At 49.2% G+C, this 23901-nt stretch carries 17 protein-coding genes and 14 pseudogenes; 16 read left to right on the top strand and 15 right to left on the bottom strand.

What is annotated here, in order from left to right; genetic code table 11:
* The first annotated feature begins 46 nt into the window (after window positions 1-46).
* Window positions 47-1057, top strand: coding sequence for a quinone-dependent dihydroorotate dehydrogenase (gene pyrD / locus ACQGXV_RS27615; protein WP_440867639.1), 1011 nt, complete (start codon window positions 47-49; stop codon window positions 1055-1057).
* A 411-nt stretch (window positions 1058-1468) separates the two neighbouring features.
* Entirely contained in the window at window positions 1469-2044 is a 576-nt protein-coding gene (locus ACQGXV_RS27620) for a cell division protein ZapC (RefSeq protein WP_440867640.1), read from the top strand.
* A 14-nt stretch (window positions 2045-2058) separates the two neighbouring features.
* Here the strand turns inward: ACQGXV_RS27620 and ACQGXV_RS27625 are convergent.
* Window positions 2059-2295: pseudogene (locus tag ACQGXV_RS27625) on the bottom strand (2Fe-2S iron-sulfur cluster-binding protein); the annotation flags it as partial.
* 92 nt (window positions 2296-2387) lie between these two features.
* Here ACQGXV_RS27625 and ACQGXV_RS27630 point away from each other — a divergent pair.
* Together ACQGXV_RS27630 and ACQGXV_RS27635 are read left to right on the top strand one after the other, a co-directional pair.
* Entirely contained in the window at window positions 2388-2753 is a 366-nt protein-coding gene (locus ACQGXV_RS27630) for an IS630 transposase-related protein (RefSeq protein ID WP_440862584.1), read from the top strand.
* Window positions 2677-3210, top strand: coding sequence for an IS630 family transposase (locus ACQGXV_RS27635; protein WP_440867641.1), 534 nt, complete (start codon window positions 2677-2679; stop codon window positions 3208-3210). Before ACQGXV_RS27630 ends, ACQGXV_RS27635 begins: the two co-directional genes overlap by 77 nt.
* A 21-nt stretch (window positions 3211-3231) precedes the next feature.
* On the opposite strand, the pseudogene ACQGXV_RS27640 reads toward ACQGXV_RS27635, so the two are convergent.
* Window positions 3232-3513: pseudogene (locus tag ACQGXV_RS27640) on the bottom strand (MOSC domain-containing protein); the annotation flags it as partial.
* A 74-nt stretch (window positions 3514-3587) separates the two neighbouring features.
* Here ACQGXV_RS27640 and ACQGXV_RS27645 point away from each other — a divergent pair.
* A pseudogene (locus ACQGXV_RS27645) lies at window positions 3588-4312 on the top strand (IS3 family transposase); the annotation flags it as partial.
* A gap of 22 nt (window positions 4313-4334) precedes the next feature.
* Here ACQGXV_RS27645 and ACQGXV_RS27650 read toward each other — a convergent pair.
* Together ACQGXV_RS27650 and ACQGXV_RS27655 are read right to left on the bottom strand one after the other, a co-directional pair.
* Window positions 4335-4868, bottom strand: a complete 534-nt coding sequence (locus tag ACQGXV_RS27650) for an IS630 family transposase (RefSeq protein ID WP_440862665.1) — start codon at window positions 4866-4868, stop codon at window positions 4335-4337.
* A complete protein-coding gene (locus ACQGXV_RS27655) occupies window positions 4792-5157 on the bottom strand; it encodes an IS630 transposase-related protein (protein ID WP_440862584.1) in 366 nt (121 codons plus the stop codon). The genes ACQGXV_RS27650 and ACQGXV_RS27655 overlap by 77 nt, the downstream gene beginning before the upstream one ends.
* 34 nt (window positions 5158-5191) lie before the next feature.
* On the opposite strand from ACQGXV_RS27655, the pseudogene ACQGXV_RS27660 reads away from it, so the two are divergent.
* Window positions 5192-5635, top strand: a pseudogene (locus ACQGXV_RS27660) (IS3 family transposase); the annotation flags it as partial.
* A 9-nt stretch (window positions 5636-5644) separates the two neighbouring features.
* Here ACQGXV_RS27660 and ACQGXV_RS27665 read toward each other — a convergent pair.
* A pseudogene (locus ACQGXV_RS27665) lies at window positions 5645-5950 on the bottom strand (MOSC domain-containing protein); the annotation flags it as partial.
* Between the two features lie 211 nt (window positions 5951-6161).
* Here ACQGXV_RS27665 and rlmKL point away from each other — a divergent pair.
* The 6 genes and pseudogenes from rlmKL to ACQGXV_RS27695 all read left to right on the top strand — a co-directional run.
* The gene (gene rlmKL / locus ACQGXV_RS27670; protein WP_440863808.1) at window positions 6162-8306 is read left to right on the top strand and encodes a bifunctional 23S rRNA (guanine(2069)-N(7))-methyltransferase RlmK/23S rRNA (guanine(2445)-N(2))-methyltransferase RlmL; all 2145 of its coding nucleotides are present in this window, start codon (window positions 6162-6164) and stop codon (window positions 8304-8306) included.
* A 3-nt stretch (window positions 8307-8309) separates the two neighbouring features.
* Window positions 8310-10229, top strand: coding sequence for an ABC transporter ATP-binding protein (locus ACQGXV_RS27675; RefSeq protein ID WP_440863809.1), 1920 nt, complete (start codon window positions 8310-8312; stop codon window positions 10227-10229).
* 183 nt (window positions 10230-10412) lie between these two features.
* Window positions 10413-11651, top strand: coding sequence for a membrane integrity-associated transporter subunit PqiA (gene pqiA / locus ACQGXV_RS27680; RefSeq protein ID WP_440867642.1), 1239 nt, complete (start codon window positions 10413-10415; stop codon window positions 11649-11651).
* Window positions 11638-13287 carry an intermembrane transport protein PqiB gene (gene pqiB, locus ACQGXV_RS27685; protein ID WP_440863810.1) on the top strand — a complete coding sequence of 550 codons (1650 nt, stop codon included), beginning with the start codon at window positions 11638-11640 and terminating at the stop codon, window positions 13285-13287. The genes pqiA and pqiB overlap by 14 nt, the downstream gene beginning before the upstream one ends.
* Window positions 13284-13847 carry a membrane integrity-associated transporter subunit PqiC gene (gene pqiC / locus ACQGXV_RS27690; RefSeq protein WP_440863811.1) on the top strand — a complete coding sequence of 188 codons (564 nt, stop codon included), beginning with the start codon at window positions 13284-13286 and terminating at the stop codon, window positions 13845-13847. The genes pqiB and pqiC overlap by 4 nt, the downstream gene beginning before the upstream one ends.
* A gap of 237 nt (window positions 13848-14084) precedes the next feature.
* Window positions 14085-14687, top strand: a pseudogene (locus tag ACQGXV_RS27695) (MurR/RpiR family transcriptional regulator); the annotation flags it as partial.
* Window positions 14688-14747: 60 nt separating this feature from the next.
* On the opposite strand, the pseudogene ACQGXV_RS27700 reads toward ACQGXV_RS27695, so the two are convergent.
* The 3 genes and pseudogenes from ACQGXV_RS27700 to istA (ACQGXV_RS27710) all read right to left on the bottom strand — a co-directional run.
* Window positions 14748-15188, bottom strand: a pseudogene (locus ACQGXV_RS27700) (ATP-binding protein); the annotation flags it as partial.
* A gap of 174 nt (window positions 15189-15362) precedes the next feature.
* Window positions 15363-15734: an ATP-binding protein gene (locus ACQGXV_RS27705; protein ID WP_440863812.1), complete on the bottom strand. Its 372-nt coding sequence runs from the start codon at window positions 15732-15734 to the stop codon at window positions 15363-15365.
* A pseudogene (gene istA / locus ACQGXV_RS27710) lies at window positions 15731-16531 on the bottom strand (IS21 family transposase); the annotation flags it as partial. The gene ACQGXV_RS27705 and the pseudogene istA (ACQGXV_RS27710), both read right to left, overlap by 4 nt.
* Before the next feature lie 87 nt (window positions 16532-16618).
* Here istA (ACQGXV_RS27710) and ACQGXV_RS27715 point away from each other — a divergent pair.
* Both ACQGXV_RS27715 and ACQGXV_RS27720 read left to right on the top strand, forming a co-directional pair.
* Window positions 16619-16774, top strand: a complete 156-nt coding sequence (locus ACQGXV_RS27715) for a hypothetical protein (RefSeq protein WP_440863813.1) — start codon at window positions 16619-16621, stop codon at window positions 16772-16774.
* 120 nt (window positions 16775-16894) lie between these two features.
* Window positions 16895-17545: a transposase family protein gene (locus ACQGXV_RS27720; protein ID WP_440863814.1), complete on the top strand. Its 651-nt coding sequence runs from the start codon at window positions 16895-16897 to the stop codon at window positions 17543-17545.
* Between the two features lie 27 nt (window positions 17546-17572).
* Here the strand turns inward: ACQGXV_RS27720 and ACQGXV_RS27725 are convergent, their stop codons facing one another.
* A complete protein-coding gene (locus tag ACQGXV_RS27725) occupies window positions 17573-18784 on the bottom strand; it encodes an IS256 family transposase (RefSeq protein ID WP_440862551.1) in 1212 nt (403 codons plus the stop codon).
* 72 nt (window positions 18785-18856) lie between these two features.
* On the opposite strand from ACQGXV_RS27725, the pseudogene ACQGXV_RS27730 reads away from it, so the two are divergent.
* Window positions 18857-19033 (top strand): annotated as a pseudogene (locus tag ACQGXV_RS27730) (hypothetical protein); the annotation flags it as partial.
* A 334-nt stretch (window positions 19034-19367) separates the two neighbouring features.
* Here ACQGXV_RS27730 and ACQGXV_RS27735 read toward each other — a convergent pair.
* The 6 genes and pseudogenes from ACQGXV_RS27735 to ACQGXV_RS27760 all read right to left on the bottom strand — a co-directional run.
* Window positions 19368-19613: pseudogene (locus ACQGXV_RS27735) on the bottom strand (IS5/IS1182 family transposase); the annotation flags it as partial.
* A 93-nt stretch (window positions 19614-19706) separates the two neighbouring features.
* A pseudogene (locus ACQGXV_RS27740) lies at window positions 19707-19952 on the bottom strand (transposase); the annotation flags it as partial.
* A 284-nt stretch (window positions 19953-20236) separates the two neighbouring features.
* Window positions 20237-20542: pseudogene (locus tag ACQGXV_RS27745) on the bottom strand (ATP-binding protein); the annotation flags it as partial.
* A gap of 198 nt (window positions 20543-20740) precedes the next feature.
* A pseudogene (locus ACQGXV_RS27750) lies at window positions 20741-21229 on the bottom strand (ATP-binding protein); the annotation flags it as partial.
* Window positions 21226-22348 (bottom strand): annotated as a pseudogene (gene istA, locus ACQGXV_RS27755) (IS21 family transposase). The pseudogenes istA (ACQGXV_RS27755) and ACQGXV_RS27750, both read right to left, overlap by 4 nt.
* A gap of 104 nt (window positions 22349-22452) precedes the next feature.
* The gene (locus tag ACQGXV_RS27760) at window positions 22453-23280 is read right to left on the bottom strand and encodes a transposase family protein (protein WP_440863815.1); all 828 of its coding nucleotides are present in this window, start codon (window positions 23278-23280) and stop codon (window positions 22453-22455) included.
* A 430-nt stretch (window positions 23281-23710) separates the two neighbouring features.
* Between ACQGXV_RS27760 and ACQGXV_RS27765 the strand changes: the two genes are divergently transcribed.
* Window positions 23711-23860 (top strand): hypothetical protein, encoded by a 150-nt coding sequence (locus ACQGXV_RS27765; protein ID WP_440863816.1) that lies wholly within the window; start codon window positions 23711-23713, stop codon window positions 23858-23860.
* Window positions 23861-23901 lie beyond the last annotated feature (41 nt).

Raw genomic sequence — 23901 nt, forward strand, 5'->3', positions numbered from 1 at the left:
TATTGTTGTTTTTGCATGCATGACTTTTGGGATCTCAGGAGACACTATGTTCTATCCCGTAATCAAGAAGGCACTTTTCCAGCTCGATCCAGAACGGGCTCACGAATTTACCTTCCAGCAGTTACGTCGTCTGTCTAATACACCGTTTGAATTTCTTATTCGCCAATCTGTTCACACCAAACCTGTTACCTGCATGGGCCTCTCTTTTAAAAATCCACTCGGTTTAGCCGCCGGTCTGGATAAAGATGGCGATTGTATTGATGCGCTGGGTGCAATGGGCTTTGGTCATATTGAAGTCGGTACGGTAACACCGCGTCCGCAGCCCGGGAATGATAAGCCGCGTCTGTTTCGCGTTGTGGAAGCAGAAGGGTTAATTAACCGCATGGGATTTAATAACCACGGCGTTGATAACCTGATCGAGAACGTAAAAAAATCCCGTTTTGGCGGTGTGCTGGGAATTAATATCGGCAAGAATAAAGACACGCCCGTTGAGCAGGGTAAAGATGACTATTTGATCTGCATGGACAAGATCTATGCTCACGCCGGATATATTGCGATCAATATCTCTTCACCGAATACGCCGGGATTACGTTCTCTGCAATACGGCGAAGCGTTGGACGATCTGTTGCAGGCGATTAAAAATAAACAAGAAGCACTGCATCAGCAGTACCAGAAATATGTGCCGATCGCCGTGAAGATCGCGTCGGATCTTTCTGAAGAAGAATTGATCCAAATTACTGACAGTTTGGTGCGCCATAACATTGATGGGGTGATTGCCACCAATACCACGTTGAATCGTGACCTGATTCAGGGGTTAAATCATTGTGGGCAAACCGGTGGATTAAGCGGGCGTCCATTACAGCAGCGCAGCACTGAAGTTATTCGTCGTCTGGCGCAAGAATTGAACGGCCGTTTGCCGATTATTGGCGTTGGCGGGGTCGATTCACTGACGGCCGCACGGGAAAAAATGGCGGCGGGAGCCTCCTTGGTACAGATATATTCCGGCTTTATTTTTCATGGGCCACGTCTGATTAAAGATATCATTACCCATATTTAATCTTTTCATCACATCATTTCTCGTTGGGGGTTTATTTATTCCCCCAGCTAGTCTATATTTTACTCGTTTGTGCAATTAATCTTCTTTTTTACAGAAAACGCTACTGAAATACCCTCGCCGAGCGTATGAAGGATATACCCGTTTTCTTGTCAAGGATGGCAATGGTATGTGGTGTGTAGACGCAATGGCGTCGATGAAAAGCCCAAGGGGAAGGTAGATAATATGAAGTTAAAACGGCTTTGTTGAATAATTTAACCGTTTGATTTACATCTTCTTTAGTTAGAATGCATTTACAGAGAATGTATTTTGTTAGAACGACAAATCAAATAGTTAGCACAATAAAAAGCATTCCGAGAGGAAAAATTAGTCGTTGAAATTTTATAATGCTTATATAAATCAGTATCTTAAATTATTCAACAAAGCCAGTTAAAACCTGACGACAATTGGCGCTGGTATTTTGATGCGGAACACGACCGTATGATGCTGGATTTAGCCAACGGCATGGTATTTCGATCTCGTTTTTCGGCCAAAATGCTAACACCAGATGCGTTTGCCCCCGTATCATTTTGTGTCGATGACGCCGCATTATTTTTCACCTTTCAGGAAAAATGCCAGCCTATTTCATTGCAGCATGAATTGCAGGCAGAGCTGGTATTAAATGCGCTGGTGGCTCACCGTTATTTAAAACCCCTGATGCCAAAGAGTTGGTATTTTGCGCAGCAACCCCATGAACAGCAGGCACCGCAAATGGGCGATGCCGTGTGGGTCATGCTGGCAGAAAACCAGGAAATTGCCTGTCTTATGGTGGTGGATCGCGGTGAAAAGGCCAGTCTGTGCGTGTTGGCACGAGAGGTGTTGACGCTCAACGGCAAAACCATGCAGTTGGGTGAAGCGATTAAAATCATGCATGACCGCCTGTTGCCCCAACAGAGAGCGTTGGCAGGGGCAATGCCATCGGCATCCTTCCCCTATGCCAAGGTGGTGTAGGGGAAAGATTCTTGTCAGGCTAGCACCAGGTCTAACTGTGGCACGCAACTGCACGCCAGAATAGAACCATCCTCACGCACCGCACCTTGCTTTAAGGGCGAAACCTCACCGCTGACCAGCGTTGTTTTGCAACAACCGCACACGCCCGCCCCGCAAGAATAGGGCACGCGCACGCCATGCTGTTCTAGCTGCTCTAACAAAATCTGCTGGTTATTCCCTGACAGCGTTTTGCCCTGATAGTGCAGGGAAAGGCCTTGTTCCGCCTGAACTGGCGCTTCCAGCGTAGCGGCCGGAATTCCTGCACCATATAGCTAAACGACTTAATTTTGATTACATTATTTAAATGAGCTATTCAATTGATTTTAGACGTAAAGTGATATCTACACGGAAAAACGAAGGGTTGAGTATCCGAGAAACAGCGAAGCAATTTCGGATTGGCCCTGCCTCTGTATCGCGTTGGATTAATCAAATAGAGTCAAAAGCATCGACCACGCGTCAGCGAAAGATCGATAAATCCGAGTTGATAAAAGATGTTGAACAATATCCAGATGCTTACCAAAAAGAACGTGCAGAGCGTTTTGGCGTTTGTCAGAAGGCCATTTGGCAAGCGCTTAAAAAGCTGGGATTGACCTATAAAAAAAACTCTACGTCATCCGAAAGCCGACGAAAACGCCCGGCAGGGATTTCAACAAAAAAAACAACAGTATGAAAAAGAAGGTAAACCTATTGTTTTTATTGATGAAAGTGGTTTTTCACACGATGCCCCACGGACTCACGGCTATTCCCCAAAAGGTCAACGGTGTTTTGGCCTGAAGAACTGGGGAGCTAGGGGAAGAACAAATGTTATCGGCGCTTTATTAGGCACAACGCTGTTTGCTATCGGATTATTTGATATCAATATTAACAGCGATGTTTTCTATGCCTGGGTCACACAAGTCCTTATCCCAGTACTCCCTAAAAACAGTGTAATCATGATGGACAATGCCACTTTTCACAAAAAACATAATATTCAACAATTCATCATCGATGCAGGGTATATGGTGGAGTATTTGCCTACATATTCGCCAGATCTTAACCCAATTGAGCATAAATGGGCACAAGCAAAAAGCAAAAAAAGAGAGATGGGTTGCGATACAGAGAGTTTGTTCTCAGTCCATATGGTGTAATCAAAATTAAGTCGCTTGGCTATAGCGACGCGCGGGCTTGGTTGCCAGCACCTCGACGCTATCGCCTACGCGAATGATACCGCTTTGACGCGCCACCATATTCTGACCAAAATCCACGTCACCGTTTTCCGCCGTGCGGAAGGCTTGCAGAGTGGCGAGCGGCTCTCCCGCGGGATGTTTGCGCCCGCGCTCTGTGCTCACAGTGGTCAATACGCAGCGGCTGCACGGTTTGACAACGTCGAAGGTCACCTCGCCGATGCGCAGCGTCTGCCAACTGTCTTCCGCGAAGGCATCAGCGCCGGTCTGTAGTGGCATACTGAATTTGGCCACCTAAGTAGAGGTGATATGCTTACCTCATAATTTTTATAGGTGCCAAAATGAGTAAAATAATTACTGCTGAATTTAAATGTGAAACCGCCAAATTAGTCCTTGACCAAAATTATACCTACCAGGAAGCCGCGAAAGCCATGAACGTCAGTCTTTCAGCGATTAGCCGGTGGGTAAGAGCCCTTCGTTTAGAACGTCAAGGGAAAACATCGCCTGGTCTGCCATTAACACCTGAACAAATTGAGTTCAGAGAAATGAAGAAAAAAATCCACCGACTGGAAATGGAGAATGCCATCTTAAAAAAGGCTACTGCGCTCTTAATGTCCGACTCACTGAAAAATTCTCGGTAGTTGAAAAGCTAAGAGCGCTTTATCCAGTGAAAGCGTTGTGTCGTATTTTTAATGTTCACCGAAGCAGTTATCGCTATTGGTGTCGACCTAAGGAGCCAGATATTGAGCGGACGATAAAACGTAGCCTGGTCAGCGAAGCGTGGAACGTTAGTGGCGGGTCTGCGGGCGCAAGGACTATCGCCACGATGGTTACCAATACACACGACGTGAAACTTGGGCGGTGGTTAGCGGGTAAGTTGATGAAAGAATTAACCCTCGTTAGTTGCCAAACAAGAAAACATCAATACAACCGCGGTGGAAATGAACGTATTGATATTCCAAATCTGCTCAATAGGCAGTTCGCTGTTACCAAGCCTGACCAGGTTTGGTGCGGCGATGTAACCTATATTTGGACAGGCGACCGATGGGCGTATCTGGCGGTGGTATAGCCAAGCGACTTAATTTTGATTACACCATATGGACTGAGAACAAACTCTCTGTATCGCAACCCATCTCTCTTTTTTTGCTTTTTGCTTGTGCCCATTTATGCTCAATTGGGTTAAGATCTGGCGAATATGTAGGCAAATACTCCACCATATACCCTGCATCGATGATGACTTGTTGAATATTATGTTTTTTGTGAAAAGTGGCATTGTCCATCATGATTACACTGTTTTTAGGGAGTACTGGGATAAGGACTTGTGTGACCCAGGCATAGAAAACATCGCTGTTAATATTGATATCAAATAATCCGATAGCAAACAGCGTTGTGCCTAATAAAGCGCCGATAACATTTGTTCTTCCCCTAGCTCCCCAGTTCTTCAGGCCAAAACACCGTTGACCTTTTGGGGAATAGCCGTGAGTCCGTGGGGCATCGTGTGAAAAACCACTTTCATCAATAAAAACAATAGGTTTACCTTCTTTTTCATACTGTTGTTTTTTTTGTTGAAATCCCTGCCGGGCGTTTTCGTCGGCTTTCGGATGACGTAGAGTTTTTTTTATAGGTCAATCCCAGCTTTTTAAGCGCTTGCCAAATGGCCTTCTGACAAACGCCAAAACGCTCTGCACGTTCTTTTTGGTAAGCATCTGGATATTGTTCAACATCTTTTATCAACTCGGATTTATCGATCTTTCGCTGACGCGTGGTCGATGCTTTTGACTCTATTTGATTAATCCAACGCGATACAGAGGCAGGGCCAATCCGAAATTGCTTCGCTGTTTCTCGGATACTCAACCCTTCGTTTTTCCGTGTAGATATCACTTTACGTCTAAAATCAATTGAATAGCTCATTTAAATAATGTAATCAAAATTAAGTCGTTTAGCTATATTAGATTTATTTGCCCGAAAACCCGTGGGTTGGGCAATGTCGTTTTCGCCAGATTCAGAATTAACAGCCAAAGCACTACAAATGGCTTGGGAACTGCGTGGGCATCCCAAACAAGTCATGTTTCATAGTGACCAAGGAAGCCATTACACCAGTCGTCAGTATAGGCAGGCATTGTGGCGTTATCAGATGACCCAAAGTATGAGTCGCAGAGGAAATTGTTGGGATAATAGTCCGATGGAGCGATTCTTCCGTAGTCTGAAGACTGAATGGGTGCCAACGACTGGCTACCAAAGCTTTAGTACTGCTCAATCATCCATTATTCGCCACATAACCCATTATTATAGCGATGTCAGACCTCACTGGTATAACGGTGGGTTAACACCAAATGAATCAGAACGGCTGTTCCATCAACAGTCAGGTAGGGTGGCCAAATTTAGTTGACCACTACAGCGCGATGCAGGCAGAAAAATGTGTGCCCCAGACCTCAGTAGGCTGCGGCGTGTGGGCGAAATCCGTATAGCGTACTAACGCCTGAGCGCCGTCAGGCGCGGTGAGAAACAGGCCATCAGGCAGCAAGGCCGGTGTAAATAGCACCATTTCGGGAAACTGGCGCGCAGTGATAAAGCTCCCATCGGGTTCCGTCACCATAAATGAACGGTCATACGCCAGACCTCTGGGCGTTGCCAACGCATGGGAAAGTTGCAAGCCGCGCAAGGATTTGACCGGATGAACGTACAGTTGGGAAACACCAATCATCAAGAGTGCCTATCTGTTCAAAGGTATTTAACGCGGCAACTTTATGACAAGTCGCTGGGATTAGCTATAATGCGCCTCAATTTTATGTTTTACACCCGTGATACTTCAAATTGCACGTGCGCTGGCTGTGTGGGATCCCCGAACCACTTACTGCTTTCCTGCAACCTGAAGTCGTCTGGGTCTACACTTTTACCTTGGTGGTCGTCGTATTATGAATTCTCTGTTTGCCAGCACGGCGCGTGGTCTGGAAGAACTGCTTAAAAGTGAACTTGAAGCGTTAGGTGCGCAGGAATTCAGCCTGGTTCAAGGCGGCGTGCATTTTCAGGGTGACGACCGTTTGATGTATCACAGCTTGCTGTGGAGTCGCCTGGCATCACGTATCTTATTGCCGCTCCGTGAATGCAAGGTCTACAGCGATCTCGATCTCTACCTCGGCGTTCAGGCGGTTGACTGGACCTCGGTGTTCTCGGTTGACAGCGCCTTTGTGGTCCACTTTACCGGCACTAACGACGAAATCCGTAATTCACAGTACGGCGCGCAGAAAGTAAAAGATGCCATCGTCGACAGCTTCGTGCGTAAAACTGGTCAGCGCCCCAATGTGGCTAAACAGCAACCGGATATTCGCATCAATGTGTTTCTGCAACGCGAAACGGCCAGCATTGCGTTGGATCTCAGTGGTGAAGGCTTGCACCAGCGCGGCTACCGTGAAGGCACTGGCGCTGCGCCGTTGAAAGAAAAACTGGCCGCGGCCATTGTGCAGCGCTCGGGTTGGCAACCCGGTACGCCAATGATCGATCCGTTGTGCGGTTCTGGTACGCTGCTGATTGAGGCTGCCATGATGGCCGCCGATCGCGCACCGGGCTTGCGCCGTCATCACTGGGGATTCAGCGCCTGGCTGAACCATAATGCCGAGCTGTGGCGTGACGTGGTGGCTGAGGCTCAGGTGAGAGCCCAACGAGGCCTGCAAACCACCACCTCCCGTTTTTACGGTTCAGATAACGATAGCCGGGTGATTGAGCTGGCGCGCGCCAATGCGCGCCGCGCCGGTGTCAGCGAATTGATAACCCTCTCAGTACAGGACGCGGTGCAACTGCGCAATCCGTTGCCGCAAGGGCCGACAGGCACGGTGCTCAGTAACCCGCCTTACGGTGAACGTTTGGAGAGTGAGCCCGCGCTGATTGCCTTGCACAATATGCTGGGCCGTAAGCTGAAAAGTGAGTTTGGTGGCTGGACGCTGTCGCTGTTCAGTGCGTCACCAGAACTGTTAACCAGCCTGCCGTTGCGCGCTGAACGTCAGTTTAAGGCCAAAAATGGACCGCTGGATTGCGTACAGAAAAACTACCGTATCAGCGCTGCGCCTGAGGCCTCGGTGGGTGAAGCCACTGCGCCGCGTGTCAGCGTTGAAGTGGCACCGGATTTTGCCAACCGCCTGCGCAAAAACTGCCGTAAACTGGAAAAATGGGCTAAGCAGCAAGGTATAGAATGCTATCGCCTGTATGACGCCGACCTGCCGGAATACAATGTGGCTATCGATCGCTATGGCAGCTGGGTCGTGGTACAGGAATACGCGCCGCCGAAAACCATCGATCCTCAAAAAGCGCGCCAGCGCGTGTTTGATATCATCAACGCGACGTTGCACGTGTTAGAACTGCCCGCCAACCGTTTGGTGTTAAAAACCCGCGAGCGGCAAAAGGGCAAAAGTCAGTATGAAAAACTGGCGCAGAAGGGCGATTTTCTGCTGATGCAGGAGTATAACGCCAAGCTGTGGGTGAATCTGACCGATTATCTGGATACCGGGCTGTTTCTTGATCACCGTATCGCGCGCAAGATGCTGGGTGAGATGAGTAAAGGAAAAGACTTCCTGAACCTGTTTGCCTATACCGGCACGGCCAGCGTCCACGCGGGGCTGGGCGGAGCGCGCAGTACTACCACGGTGGATATGTCACGTACCTATCTGGAATGGGCAGAGAAAAACCTGAGCAGCAATGGCCTGGCGGGTCGTCATCATCGTCTCATTCAGGCAGATTGCGTGACTTGGATGCAGGAAACGCACGAGCAGTTCGATCTGATTTTCATCGATCCGCCCACGTTCTCAAACTCGAAGCGCATGGCCGATGCCTTTGACGTGCAACGCGACCATCTGGCGCTGATGAAAGATTTGCAACGTATGCTGCGTCGCGGCGGTACCATTCTGTTTTCCAATAACAAACGCGGTTTCCAGATGGATCTGGCGGGTATTGCAGCCCTTGGGCTTCACGCCACGGAGATCAGCGAAAAAACCCTTTCATTAGATTTTGCCCGCAATAGTCAGATCCACAACTGCTGGCTGCTGCGACACGCGGGCGAGGAAAAGTAAGTCATGTCATTAATTAGCGTCTCGGATGCCTGGCTGTCGTTCAGCGATGCGCCTTTACTTGATAACACCGAACTGCACATTGAAGAAAATGAACGCGTCTGTCTGGTGGGGCGTAACGGTTCGGGGAAATCGACCCTGTTGAAAATTCTGGCGCGCGAAGTGCGGTTGGATGATGGGCGTATTGTTTATGAACAAGATCTGATTGTTTCCCGCTTGCAGCAGGACCCGCCGCGTGACGTAGCGGGTAGCGTATTTGACTTTGTGGCGGAAGGCGTGGCCGAGCAGGCCGATTACCTGAAACGCTATCACGAAGCTTTGCGCCTGGTCGAACAGGATCCCAGCGACAAGAACCTCAATCTGTTGGCGGTGCTGCAGGAAACGTTGGAAACCCAAGGTCTGTGGCAATTGGAAAATCGCATCCACGACGTGTTGGACCAATTGGGACTGACAGCAGATGCGCCATTGTCCTCACTCTCGGGTGGCTGGCTACGCAAGGCTGCGCTAGGCCGCGCATTGGTCAGCGGGCCGAAAGTGTTGCTGCTTGATGAGCCAACCAACCACCTGGATATCGAAACCATCGACTGGCTGGAAGGTTTCCTCAAAACGTTTCAGGGCAGCATCGTTTTCATCTCCCATGACCGTTCCTTTATTCGCAACATGGCGACACGTATTGTCGATCTCGATCGCGGTAAACTGGTCTCCTGGCCTGGCAATTACGATAAGTATCTGCTGGGCAAAGAAGAAGCGTTACGGGTGGAAGATCTGCAAAATGCCGAGTTCGATCGCAAACTGGCGCAGGAAGAGGTGTGGATCCGTCAGGGTATCAAGGCGCGTCGCACGCGTAACGAAGGCCGTGTGCGTGCGCTCAAGGCGATGCGTCAGGAACGTTCACAGCGTCGCGAAGTGATGGGCTTAGCCAAAATGCAGGTGGAAGAAGCGGCGCGTTCCGGCAAGATCGTGTTTGAGCTGGAAAACGTCGATTATCATATCGGTGATAAAAATTTGGTGCAGGGATTCTCTGCTCAGGTGCTGCGTAGTGACAAGATAGCGCTGGTGGGGCCAAACGGCTGCGGCAAAACCACGCTGCTGAAACTGATGTTGGGCTCCCTGCAAGCGTCGCACGGCCGCGTCCATTGCGGCACCAAGCTCGAAGTGGCCTATTTCGACCAGCACCGCGCGGAGCTCGATCCTGAGCGTACCGTGATGGATAACCTGGCCGAAGGCAAACAGGAAGTGATGGTGAATGGCCGTTCTCGCCATGTGCTGGGCTACCTGCAAGATTTCTTGTTCCACCCTAAACGGGCAATGACGCCGGTAAAAGCCCTTTCGGGCGGTGAACGTAACCGACTGCTGCTGGCGCGATTGTTCCTTAAACCCAGCAACCTGCTGATCCTTGACGAACCGACCAACGATCTGGATGTGGAAACGCTGGAGTTGCTGGAAGAACTGATCGATAGCTATCAAGGTACTGTGCTGCTGGTGAGTCACGACCGTCAGTTTGTCGATAACTCGGTCACGGAGTGCTGGATTTTCGAAGGGGATGGGCGTATTAACCGCTATGTAGGCGGTTATTATGATGCGCAGCAACAGCGTGCTGAAGCCATGCCGCTGCGTAAATCTCAGCCTGCGGCGGCGGAAAAATCCGCAAAGAGCAAAGAGACAGCCCAGAGCGCAACCAGCGCTAAACGTCAAACCGGTAAACTCAGTTATAACCAGCAGCGCGAACTGGAACAACTGCCTGAGAAACTGGAGCAGTTGGAGCAGTCCATCGCGGCGTTACAAGCGCAAATGAACGATGCCGATTTCTTTACGCGTTCGCGCGATGAAACGCAGAATGTTCTCAACGCACTGGCAGAAGCGGAGCAAGAGTTGGAAGTGTGTTTTGAGCGCTGGGAAGCGTTGGAGACGCAAAGAAACGTCTAACGTTGCGTATACTACCAACAGGTAGATACCTTCTGATGGTAGCCACAGTGCACGCTATACCGTGACGTGGCAAACACGAGCCTTCTACAGGTAACGGCGGCGGCGCCCCTGACAGGGGTGCCGCGCGGCGAAGGATAAAGGAGGCAGATCGTGTGCAATCATAACGCAAGGCATGACGACTACATGTTGTGCCCTCAGTGCGATTTGCTGGTGGAATTACCCTCCCTGATGCATGGGCAGAGGGCGGTGTGTCCGCGCTGCAAAACCACGTTGGCCAACCGTCAGAATCAGGCGCGTCAGCGCTCGATCGGTTTTGCCTTCAGTGCCCTGCTGATGCTGGTCTTCGCGAACGCCTTTCCGTTTGTTTATATGCGCGTAGCGGGCATCACCAGTGAGATATGCTTGTTTGATATCCCGCAGGTGATGGTGTCCGATAATTACGCCAGCGTCGCCTTCCTGTTTATGTTATTTGTTCAGGTGATCCCGGCGTTCTCCATGGTGATGGTTATCCTGCTGTCGATGCACTCCGCAATGCCATCACGGATCAAACGTCTGATGGGTACCTGGCTCTTCTGGTTAAAAAGCTGGGGAATGGCCGAAATCTTTCTTGCTGGCGTGCTGGTGAGTTTCGTGAAGCTGATGTCTTATGGTGACATTGGCGTCGGTACCGGTTTTGTTCCCTACGTATTGTTTTGTCTGCTGCAACTGCTGGCTTATCAAAGTCTGGATCGGCGCAGCGTGTGGAATGATGTGGCCCCTGCGCCGCAACTGTTCTTTGCACCGGAGGCTGGGCGATCGGGTTTGGCGCAAGGATTGCGGTCTTGCACCTGCTGTACGGCAATATTGCCCGCCGATCGGTGGGAATGCCCACGGTGTCATCGCCACGGCCATGCACGACGTAAAAACAGCCTGCAATGGACGCTGGCGCTGCTGTTGACCTCGGTATTGCTCTATATTCCGTCTAACCTGCTGCCTATCATGATAACCGAGGCGTTGGGGAGTAGCGAAACGTCCACCATTATGTCGGGGGTTATTCTGCTGTGGGGGATGGGGTCTTATCCGGTGGCGCTGGTCATCTTTGTTGCCAGCATTATGGTGCCGTCGCTGAAAATGCTGGCGCTGGCGTGGTTGTGCTGGAGTGCGGCGGGTAACGGACGTCAGGACAATGAGCGTCTGCACGTGGTGTATGAAATGGTGGAATTTGTCGGTCGCTGGTCAATGATCGATGTATTTGTCACTGCGGTACTGTCTGCCATGGTGCGCATCGGCCAGTTAATGAGTGTTTATCCGGCAATCGGCGCGGTGTTGTTCGCGTTGGTGGTCATTTTGACCATGTTTGCCGCCATGACGTTTGATCCCCGTTTGTTGTGGGATCGCCAGCGTGATAATGATCAAGAGGGATCAGCCATTGGCGAAAAATAATTACTCTGTCGCGAACGTAGAAGCGATTAAACGCTGGTCGCCCGTGTGGATTGTGCCCATTGTGACGGTGCTGATTGGAGCCTGGATTTTATTTTACCATTTCAGCCATCTGGGGCCGCAGATCACGCTAACGACGCAAAGTGCCGAAGGGATTGTGGCCGGTAAAACCACCATCAAAAGCCGCAGTGTGGATGTCGGTGTGGTGGAGAGCGTGGTACTGAGTGAAGACCTGCGCCAGGTGGAAATTGTGGCTCGTTTGCACTCTGGTATGGGCAAGTTACTGCGCCATGATTCTGTGTTCTGGGTGGTGAAACCGCAGATTGGCCGCGAAGGGGTCTCCGGATTAGGCACGCTGTTGTCCGGGGCGTTCATTGAACTTCAGCCGGGAGTGAGCGGTGAAGCACGCAGTGAATTTGCCTTGCTGGATTCACCGCCGCTGGCACCGCCGAACGCCAAAGGGATCCGTATTTTGCTCGACAGCGAGCGTTCGGGCCAACTGAACGCAGGCGATCCGGTGCTGTTTCGTGGTTATCGCGTCGGTTCAGTTGAAACCAGCGAGTTCGATACCAAGGCGCGCCAAATGCGCTATCAACTGTTTATTACCGCCCCTTACGACAGTCTGGTGACCAGCAATGTCCGTTTCTGGAAAGACAGCGGCGTTACGCTGGATATGTCAGCGCAGGGAATGCGGTTGGAAATGGGCTCGCTGACCACTTTGTTCAGCGGCGGCGTCAGTTTTGACGTGCCGGCGGGTTGGGATCTGGGCGAGCGCGTTCAGGATCGCTCGCAGTATCAGCTGTTTGATAATGAGCGCAGCATTCAGGATTCGCTGTACACCGAGTACAAGGAATACGTGATGTTCTTTGATGAATCCATCCGTGGGTTGCAGGTGGGCGCACCGGTGGAATTCCGTGGCATTCGTCTGGGGACGGTGGCACAAGCGCCGTTGGTAACGACCAACTTCAAGCAGGATATGGACATAGAATATCGCATTCCGGTGCTGATCCGCGTTGAACCTGCGCGTTTTGAAAAGATCATCGGCAAGCAATTTGATTACCAGAAACAGCTCGCAGACGCACAGGCCATGGGGCTGCGTGCCTCATTGAAAACGGCCAATCTGCTGACCGGTGCCTTGTTTATCGATCTCGATTTTTACCCGAAAGCGCGTGGTAACAATACCGGACCGTTGCGCGTGGTGGATGGATATCCGGTGCTGCCGACGATGGGCGGCGGTCTGTCGCAAATCCAGCAAAAACTGATGGCGGTACTGGATAAGGTCAACGACCTGCCGTTAACGCCAATGGTGAGCGAAGCGACCAAGACGCTGGCAGAAAGTCAGTCAACGCTGCGTGAGCTGAAAAAAACGCTCACCTCGTTAAACCAGATAACGTCCAGCAAAGCGATGCAGGCACTGCCGCAGGACATGCAGCAAACGCTGCAAGAGCTGAACCGCAGTATGCAAGGTATGCAGCCGGGCTCGCCCGCCTATAACCGATTGGTGGCGAACATGCAGCGCCTTGATCAAGTGTTAAGAGAATTGCAGCCTGTCTTGCGTACGCTGAATGACAAAAGCAATGCACTGATCTTCCAGGCACCCGATAGTGAAGATCCGCAACCGAAGAGGGCGAAACCATGAGTAAAGGATGGCTGGTGGCAATGGCGTTGTTGTTAAGTGCATGCAGCAGTACGGTGCCAAAAACCTATTATCAACTGCCGCAGCCTTCCGTAGCGGCAGCAGGAAAAACGGATCTGACTGCAGCTCGCACGCTGTGGCTCTCCCACGTTTCACTGGCGGATTATCTCAGTACCTCGGGCCTGGTTTATCAGACCAATGATGTGCGTTATGTCATTGCCAGCAATAACCTGTGGGCCAGCCCGTTGGAGCAACAGCTGCAACAGACGCTGCAAAGTAGCCTGAATGCGGGTTTGCCGGGCTGGACGGTAAGTTCGCAGCCCTTAGGGGCGGCTCCTTCAGAGCTGGCTGTTACCGTGAAAGCCTTCCACGGCCGCTACGATGGAAAAGCGGTGGTGCAAGGGGAGTGGACCTTGCAGCGCGGCGATCGACTGTTGCGTCAGCCGTTTAATCTGGTATTGCCGCTCAAAGACGATGGCTATGACGCGTTAGTGACAACGCTGGCACAAGGTTGGCAGCAGGTTGCACAATACATTGCCGCGCAGATTCAACGCAGTGAGTAGTTGGCAGCGATAGGAAACACTTATCTAACGTTATGTAATTTAACGATTTATCACTTGTTACCTGGCGCTATTTTTATGCATTTGCCTGCGTGCAGTGCGCCATGATGGCGCACTGCACCGTTCTTAAAAATCCCTCAATATCATCTTCTTTTTAAATATCAACCAGTTATTTTTTTTGGCACAGATACTGCAGTGCTAATCGCATAACATTATGACTGCGAATGACAGGGCACTAACATGCAGCAAGATGACGCCTATCCCGCTAACCCTGACTCCAATGTGCGCATTGATCTTATCGCACGTATCGAAGCGTCGTTCAGTCAGCAGACGCCTAGCGGTAAGCGCATTGCCGGCTGGTTGCTGAATAATCTGGCACAGATACCGTTTGAATCGGCGGATAGCATCGCCGGTTATACCGGCACGACGGGAATTACCGTGGGACGCTATCTGCGCAAGCTGGGCTACCGCAATTTGGAAGATGTCAAAGCGAGTCTGCGCGCCGATGCGCTGGCCCCTTACCGCCCCTGGGGTGTTACCGACCGGCTGGATGCCTGGCAACAGCAACGTACCCTCTCGGATCGTCTCAGCCCCTCTCTGCTTCTGGAGGTTGATGCCATTCAGGACGTCTATAGTTTGGCGCAAATGGAGGCGTTCGCGCGCATCAGTCAGCAACTTGCTGAAGCAGAAGCGGTGTTTATTCTCGGCATCCAATCTACGCGCGGCATTGCCAACGCGTTTTTTAGCCATCGGGAGTATTTGCGGCCGCGTGTGACCTATGTCGATGGCCTGTCTGGTACCTGGGTGGAGTCGCTCAATTCCGAATACCAACGTCCTTATGTGTCAATACCGATTGAATTCTGACCCACCCTGCCAAAGTAAAACTGACCCACCCCCTTTGAATTACTCGAGCGTAGCTGCTTTAGTTTTCTTCTGGATCTGACCGCTTTTCAGCTTATCTTTCAGTCGATAGCTTTGACCGCTGATTTGCGCGATATGCGCATGGTGAAGCAGCCGATCCAGCATCGCCGCCGTCAGCGTTTCATCATCTCCGAATGTCCCCGACCACTGGGTAAACGGCAGGTTGCTGGTCAGGACCACGCTGCCTGACTCATACCGTTTAGCGATAACCTGGAAGAACAGATTGGCTTCCATTTTACCGAAGGGAAGGTAGCCAACCTCATCTATGATCAACAACTTAGGCTTACCCACAACGCGATTAAGATAGTTTTTTAACTCCCCCTGACGATGTGATGCGAGCAGCTGTAGCATCAGATCTGCGGCTGTGACGAACCGAATACTCATTCCGGCCATCGCGGCTCTGTAGCCGAGTGCTGTCGCCAGGGCTTTGTTGAATAATTTAACCGTTTGATTTACATCTTCTTTAGTTAGAATGCATTTACAGAGAATGTATTTTGTTAGAACGACAAATCAAATAGTTAGCACAATAAAAAGCATTCCGAGAGGAAAAATTAGTCGTTGAAATTTTATAATGCTTATATAAATCAGTATCTTAAATTATTCAACAAAGCCTGTCGCCAGGTGCGTTTTACCTACCCCGGACGGACCCAGCAAGACCAGGTTCTCCTGACGCTCGATAAACGCCAGCCCGGCCAACTCCTGGATCTGACTGCGAGGTACGCCACTCGCAAAGGCGAAATCAAACTGCTCCAGCGTCTTGATCACCGGTAGGCCTGATAAACGCAAAATAGTCTGCCGGCGCCGTTCGTTCAGCCCATCATGCTGAAGCTGTAAAGCAGCTTCAAGGAAGTCGGCATGAGTGCCGTTGCTGTCGATCGTCGTCTGAGCAACGGCGGGCCACTCAGCCGGTAATCTATCGAGCTTAAGCTGCTCGCAGAGCGCTGCGATACGATCATGCTGGAGGTTCATGCTTCTACCTCCAGTAGCGCCTGATACGTAGCCAACGGGTGCTGGAGACTCTCTGTGGGTATGGGGCGCGAGCAACTCGCCGGTACCGGTGGAGGCAATGCCAGTGTTATCTTCGGCAATGGCAACAACGCAGCCCGCTCACGCGGCATGCGTTGTTCAGGCGGAATACCGGTGGTGCCATGTTTACGGGTGTTGGCAACTGTGATCAACCACTCACCAATGCGTGCATTAGCCGCGGGGACGTCCAGTATCAGCCCAGCCTGGCGAAACGTGGCGGCAAGCGGCACAACAAAGCTGTTCTTGAGGTAATGGTTGAAGCGTTCGACCTTGCCCTTAGTCTTGGCGCGGTAGGGACGGCAAACTTTAGGCGTAAAGGCATACTTCTCAGCCAGTTGCATCAACTGTGGGTTCCAGCGATGCTTGCCGGGCCCGTAGACATCACGCTCAATAATGATGGCCTTGGCGTTGTCGAACAGCAACTGATGCGGAGTTCCGCCAAAGAACTTAAGTGCAGACTCAATGCCGTCACACCAGGCTGCGGACTCCTGGTTGCTGTAGAACTTGACGAAAGTCGCCCGACTCCAGCCCAGCGTAGCGACGAAGGCCAGCAACGGGTTATGGCCCTGCCTGAAGATGGTGAAATCAACCTGCATCTGTACGCCGGGTTCGGTCTCAAAGCGCGTGACCGCCTCAGTAACGGGCTGCTTCATGGGGTGTAGAAATGCGGTAAGCATGCTATAGCCGCCATCATATCTCCGTTGGCCTATCTCGCGCAGCAGCACACTGGCCGGTATCCACTAAACTAGTTGCTGAATAGAGACTTGCATTTTTTGTCAGGCTATTGAGAATAAAAAGAGGTTTAACTTAGAGAATAAAGGTTTGAAATGATCAACAAAGAGCGGTTGTTACGAGATAATCGTTTATGTAAAGCAATCATTGGATTATCAGTCGAAGAATTGAAAAATTTAGCCGCTGAATTTTCAGCTTGTTATTTGATTTATCGGAAAAAGAATCGAAAAGATCACGGCTTTGTTGAATAATTTAACCGTTTGATTTACATCTTCTTTAGGTAGAATGCATGTACAGAGACTGTATTTTGTTAGAACGACAAATCAAGTAGTTAGCACAATAAAAAGCATTACGGCTGGAAAACTTAGTTGTTGAAGTGTTATAATAATTATGTAAATCAGCATGTTAAATTATTCAACAAAGCCAAAGATCACGAGCGGCAGATGGGTGCAGGGCAGAAAGGATTTATCCCAACCCCATTAGATAAACTGCTTTTTATTTTATTGTATTTAAAATGTTATCCGACCTATGATTTGCAAGGACTTCTTTTTGGTTTAGATAGAACACGGGTATGTCGCTGGGTAAAAATATTATTGCCGGTTTTAGAGATGACCTTGGGGCGAGAATGTGTTTTGCCCGCTCGTCAAATTCGCTCTGCTGAGGAATTTTTTCGCGCCTTTCCTGGAGTTAAAGACGTCTTTATTGATGGGACAGAGCGACCTGTCCAAAAGCCTAAGAATCTGCGTCGGCGAAAAAAAATGTATTCGGGAAAGAAAAGACAGACCACTCGAAAAGGGCTTATTATGACTGACGAAACAAGGCAAATTGGATTTATCCCCATGAGCAAAAATGGGCGCCGTCACGATAAACGCTTACTCGATAAAGTCGATATAATTCGCCATATTCCTCCTGAGGTAACCATCTGGGCAGATACCGGTTTTCAAGGTATAGATAAACAGCATCCTAATACACAAATCCCAAAAAAAGGAACTCGAAAAAGACCTTTATCGCCGAGTCTGTAAAGAATTTTGTGTAAATGGCTCCATTGCTTAACCGGAGATTCGTTCTCCATACATCAACATGAATTGGCTCATAGCAGGTTTCCAGTCTCTGATTGGCAAGGTCCATTTAGCAGAGATATTATGCAAGGCTAGATAGAGTAATTTTATCACCGAGTCATCCGTTGGAAATATTCGTCGCGTTTTCGTTATCTTGCGCAATGAAGCATTTAACGACTCTATCGCGTTGGTGGTGTAGATAACCTTGCGGATCTCCGGCGGAAAGTCAAAAATGACGATGAGACGTTCCCAATTATTTCTCCACGATGGGCTGATCGTCGGGAACTGTTCATCCCATTTGGCCGCGAAGGCATCCAGGGCCTCTTCAGCGCCCTCTAGCGTTGCGGAACTATAGATGGTGCGCAGGTCAGCAGCAACGGCCTTACGCTCTTTCCAGCCGACGTAGCGCAGCGAGTTCCGCACCTGATGCACAATGCAGAGCTGTACCCGCGTATGCGGGTAAACAGCTTCAATGGCATCAGGAAAGCCTTTCAGGCCATCGCAGCAGGCGACGAAGATGTCCTTTAGCCCACGATTTTTCAGTTCTGTCATCACAGATAACCAGAACTTGGCCCCCTCAGTTTTGGCTATCCATAGCCCCAGCAGCTCTTTTTCGCCCTGGCCGTTGACGCCGAGGGCCAGATAAACAGACTTGTTGGCCACGGCTCCGCCGTCCTGGCTTTTGACAACAATACAGTCAAGGTAAACAATGGGATAAAGCGCATCCAGCGGCCGTTGCTGCCAGCGCTTAACTTCATCCATCACAGCATTGGTCACTTGAGAAATGAAGCCAGCGGAAACATCGACCCCGTAGACTTCTTTAAAGTGTGCCTGAATATCACGGGTTGATAACCCTCTGGAATAGAGAGAAATAATGCGGTCATCGAAGCCGTTAAGCTGTTTTTCGTGCTTACCGATCAGTGTCGGCTCGAAGGTACTGTTGCGGTCGCGCGGAATATCGAGCTCGATCTCCCCATTTTGGCTACGTACGCTCTTGGATGTCTTGCCATTGCGTGAGTTGCCTGAATGATTACCAGCCGGGTCATGCTTAGCATACCCAAGGTGCATCTCCATCTCAGCTTCAAGAACCCGTTCCGCCAGTCTTTTAGTCAGCACCTTGAGTAGGCCTGATTCACCCAGCAGATCCTGAGGGGAGTGACAATCTTGAAGCAGTTGGTCAATAAGTTCGTTGCTGATAGGCATTTTGTTATCCTTTGAAGGTTTTCCTCAAAATGCCATTTACACAGATTATTTTACAGTCTCTTATCGCCTGAACAAAAACAAGAAAATAAAATAATCTCGGGCATCCGTATTACAGTTGAACACGCCATCGCGGGTATCAAGCGCCTCGGTTGCATGACCCAAATTTTACGGAATCGTAGACCCTTTATTGATGATACCTTCTTACTCCTTAGCGCCGGTCTTTGGAATTTCCATCTCAGAACAGCGTAAAATTTACTTCAATCAGGCTTTGTTGAATAATTTAAGATACTGATTTATATAAGCATTATAAAATTTCAACGACTAATTTTTCCTCTCGGAATGCTTTTTATTGTGCTAACTATTTGATTTGTCGTTCTAACAAAATACATTCTCTGTAAATGCATTCTAACTAAAGAAGATGTAAATCAAACGGTTAAATTATTCAACAAAGCCCTTCAATCACCGAAACACCCTTATTTCACTATTAAGCAACACGCTTAATGTCATCATTGGCAGTGCCTTAAAACGGCTTTGTTGAATAAATCAGAATTAGCCGACAGTATGACTCCCTCTGCTACACCTGTTATCCTATCCTGACGCTGTGTGGCATACCCAACAACGTCATACGGTTCAGCGCTTTGACCATCGCTATGGCTTCACCTACTTGAGCCTCATAGTCACGCAGGCTCAGATGGCCACCCAGCAAAGTTTTTATGCGGAACATCGCTGTTTCTGCCACTGAACGCCGGTGATAACCCACTTTCTTTTTCCACATATCATTACTCCCGCTCAGACGCTGATTCGCCACCGCATGGTTACGTTCATGGTATAGCCAACCGACTTAAAAATGATTACATCCTATGCCCTGATATGCGGCAAAGAAGCATAGCTGGCTGTTATCAAAATAATGTCGCTTGGCTATATCGAGCTCGATCTCCCCATTTTGGCTACGTACGCTCTTGGATGTCTTGCCATTGCGGGAGTTGCCTGAATGATTACCTGCCGGGTCATGCTTAGCATACCCAAGGTGCATCTCCATCTCAGCTTGAAGAACCCGTTCCGCCAGTCTTTTAGTCAGCACCTTGAGTAGGCCTGATTCACCCAGCAGATCCTGAGGGGAGTGACAATCTTGAAGCAGTTGGTCAATAAGTTCGTTGCTGATAGGCATTTTGTTATCCTTTGAAGGTTTTCCTCAAAATGCCATTTACACAGATTATTTTACAGTCTCTGCCAAAGTAAAACTGACCCACCCCCTTTGAATTACTCGAGCGTAGCTGCTTTAGTTTTCTTCGGCTTTGTTGAATAATTTAACCGTTTGATTTACATCTTCTTTAGTTAGAATGCATTTACAGAGAATGTATTTTGTTAGAACGACAAATCAAATAGTTAGCACAATAAAAAGCATTCCGAGAGGAAAAATTAGTCGTTGAAATTTTATAATGCTTATATAAATCAGTATCTTAAATTATTCAACAAAGCCGTTTTCTTCTGGATCTGACCGCTTTTCAGCTTATCTTTCAGTCGATAGCTTTGACCGCTGATTTGCGCGATATGCGCATGGTGAAGCAGCCGATCCAGCATCGCCGCCGTCAGCGTTTCATCATCTCCGAATGTCCCCGACCACTGGGTAAACGGCAGGTTGCTGGTCAGGACCACGCTGCCTGACTCATACCGTTTAGCGATAACCTGGAAGAACAGATTGGCTTCCATTTTACCGAAGGGAAGGTAGCCAACCTCATCTATGATCAACAACTTAGGCTTACCCACAACGGCTTTGTTGAATAATTTAAGATACTGATTTATATAAGCATTATAAAATTTCAACGACTAATTTTTCCTCTCGGAATGCTTTTTATTGTGCTAACTATTTGATTTGTCGTTCTAACAAAATACATTCTCTGTAAATGCATTCTAACTAAAGAAGATGTAAATCAAACGGTTAAATTATTCAACAAAGCCACCCACAACGCGATTAAGATAGCTTTTTAACTCCCCCTGACGATGTGATGCGAGCAGCTGTAGCATCAGGTCTGCGGCTGTGACGAACCGAATACTCATTCCGACCATCGCGGCTCTGTAGCCGAGTGCTGTCGCCAGGTGCGTTTTACCTACCCCGGACGGACCCAGCAAGACCAGGTTCTCCTGACGCTCGATAAACGCCAGCCCGGCCAACTCCTGGATCTGACTGCGAGGTACGCCACTCGCAAAGGCGAAATCAAACTGCTCCAGCGTCTTGATCACCGGTAGGCCTGATAAACGCAAAATAGTCTGCCGGCGCCGTTCGTTCAGCCCATCATGCTGAAGCTGTAAAGCAGCTTCAAGGAAGTCGGCATGAGTGCCGTTGCTGTCGATCGTCGTCTGAGCAACGGCGGGCCACTCAGCCGGTAATCTATCGAGCTTAAGCTGCTCGCAGAGCGCTGCGATACGATCATGCTGGAGGTTCATGCTTCTACCTCCAGTAGCGCCTGATACGTAGCCAACGGGTGCTGGAGACTCTCTGTGGGTATGGGGCGCGAGCAACTCGCCGGTACCGGTGGAGGCAATGCCAGTGTTATCTTCGGCAATGGCAACAACGCAGCCCGCTCACGCGGCATGCGTTGTTCAGGCGGAATACCGGTGGTGCCATGTTTACGGGTGTTGGCAACTGTGATCAACCACTCACCAATGCGTGCATTAGCCGCGGGGACGTCCAGTATCAGCCCAGCCTGGCGAAACGTGGCGGCAAGCGGCACAACAAAGCTGTTCTTGAGGTAATGGTTGAAGCGTTCGACCTTGCCCTTAGTCTTGGCGCGGTAGGGACGGCAAACTTTAGGCGTAAAGGCATACTTCTCAGCCAGTTGCATCAACTGTGGGTTCCAGCGATGCTTGCCGGGCCCGTAGACATCACGCTCAATAATGATGGCCTTGGCGTTGTCGAACAGCAACTGATGCGGAGTTCCGCCAAAGAACTTAAGTGCAGACTCAATGCCGTCACACCAGGCGGCGGACTCCTGGTTGCTGTAGAACTTGACGAAAGTCGCCCGGCTCCAGCCCAGCGTAGCGACGAAGGCCAGCAACGGGTTATGGCCCTGCCTGACGATGGTGAAATCAACCTGCATCTGTACGCCGGGTTCGGTCTCAAAGCGCGTGACCGCCTCAGTAACGGGCTGCTTCATGGGGTGTAGAAATGCGGTAAGCATGCTATAGCCGCCATCATATCCCCGTTGGCCTATCTCGCGCAGCAGCACACTGGCCGGTATCCACTGTGGTCTGGCAGCAGCAACGCGCTCGAGAACATACGGCTTGAACGGGTCAAGCTTGCATGTTCTAGGCATACGCGGCTTGTAACGCATGTCAGCCACCGGTAGTGGACTACGGATATATAGCCAAGCGACATTATTTTGATAACAGCCAGCTATGCTTCTTTGCCGCATATCAGGGCATAGGATGTAATCATTTTTAAGTCGGTTGGCTATATCGTCGAACGGTCTCGCGGGAGCATGAAAGCTGCCGCGCGATGGCGCGGATGGACATGCCTTGACGGTGTAAAACGTGAATCTCCACTCTGGTCTCCAATGTCATCATTGGCAGTGCCTTAAAACTGCCATTTTTACCCTAGATGGGTCAGATGTACATCAAGCGTGTTGCTTAATAGTGAAATAAGGGTGTTTCGGTGATTGAAGTAAATTTTACGCTGTTCTGAGATGGAAATTCCAAAGACCGGCGCTAAGGAGTAAGAAGGTATCATCAATAAAGGGTCTACGATTCCGTAAAATTTGGGTCATGCAACCGAGGCGCTTGATACCCGCGATGGCGTGTTCAACTGTAATACGGATGCCCGAGATTATTTTATTTTCTTGTTTTTGTTCAGGCGATAAAGGTCTTTTTCGAGTTCCTTTTTTTGGAATTTGTGTATTAGGATGCTGTTTATCTATACCTTGAAAACCGGTATCTGCCCAGATGGTTACCTCAGGAGGAATATGGCGAATTATATCGACTTTATCGAGTAAGCGTTTATCGTGACGGCGCCCATTTTTGCTCATGGGGATAAATCCAATTTGCCTTGTTTCGTCAGTCATAATAAGCCCTTTTCGAGTGGTCTGTCTTTTCTTTCCCGAATACATTTTTTTTCGCCGACGCAGATTCTTAGGCTTTTGGACAGGTCGCTCTGTCCCATCAATAAAGACGTCTTTAACTCCAGGAAAGGCGCGAAAAAATTCCTCAGCAGAGCGAATTTGACGAGCGGGCAAAACACATTCTCGCCCCAAGGTCATCTCTAAAACCGGCAATAATATTTTTACCCAGCGACATACCCGTGTTCTATCTAAACCAAAAAGAAGTCCTTGCAAATCATAGGTCGGATAACATTTTAAATACAATAAAATAAAAAGCAGTTTATCTAATGGGGTTGGGATAAATCCTTTCTGCCCTGCACCCATCTGCCGCTCGTGATCTTTTCGATTCTTTTTCCGATAAATCAAATAACAAGCTGAAAATTCAGCGGCTAAATTTTTCAATTCTTCGAGGCTTTGTTGAATAATTTAACCGTTTGATTTACATCTTCTTTAGTTAGAATGCATTTACAGAGAATGTATTTTGTTAGAACGACAAATCAAATAGTTAGCACAATAAAAAGCATTCCGAGAGGAAAAATTAGTCGTTGAAATTTTATAATGCTTATATAAATCAGTATCTTAAATTATTCAACAAAGCCATTCTTCGACTGATAATCCAATGATTGCTTTACATAAACGATTATCTCGTAACAACCGCTCTTTGTTGATCATTTCAAACCTTTATTCTCTAAGTTAAACCTCTTTTTATTCTCAATAGCCTGACAAAAAATGCAAGTCTCTATTCAGCAACTAGTTTATCGGCAGGTTGGCCAGTTTTACATCGGTAGCGACACAGCCTCACCCACGGTTAATTAACTGGGAAGAAAAACGGGTGGCATGGGAAAATCGCGTGATATTAGCCGAAGAGAAGCGGATCGCAGCGGAAGCCAATAGAGTTTATGCCAAAGTAGAAATTGACCCATCTAAAGACGAACGCTTTAAGAATTACATAGGGCATTACGGTGCTGTCAGAAGCGACTAATCCGAGATAGGGACATCACCCCCTGTCAACAGGTGACCGTG

The sequence above is a fragment of the Symbiopectobacterium purcellii genome (assembly GCF_052050035.1).
Lineage (GTDB): Bacteria > Pseudomonadota > Gammaproteobacteria > Enterobacterales > Enterobacteriaceae > Symbiopectobacterium > Symbiopectobacterium purcellii_A.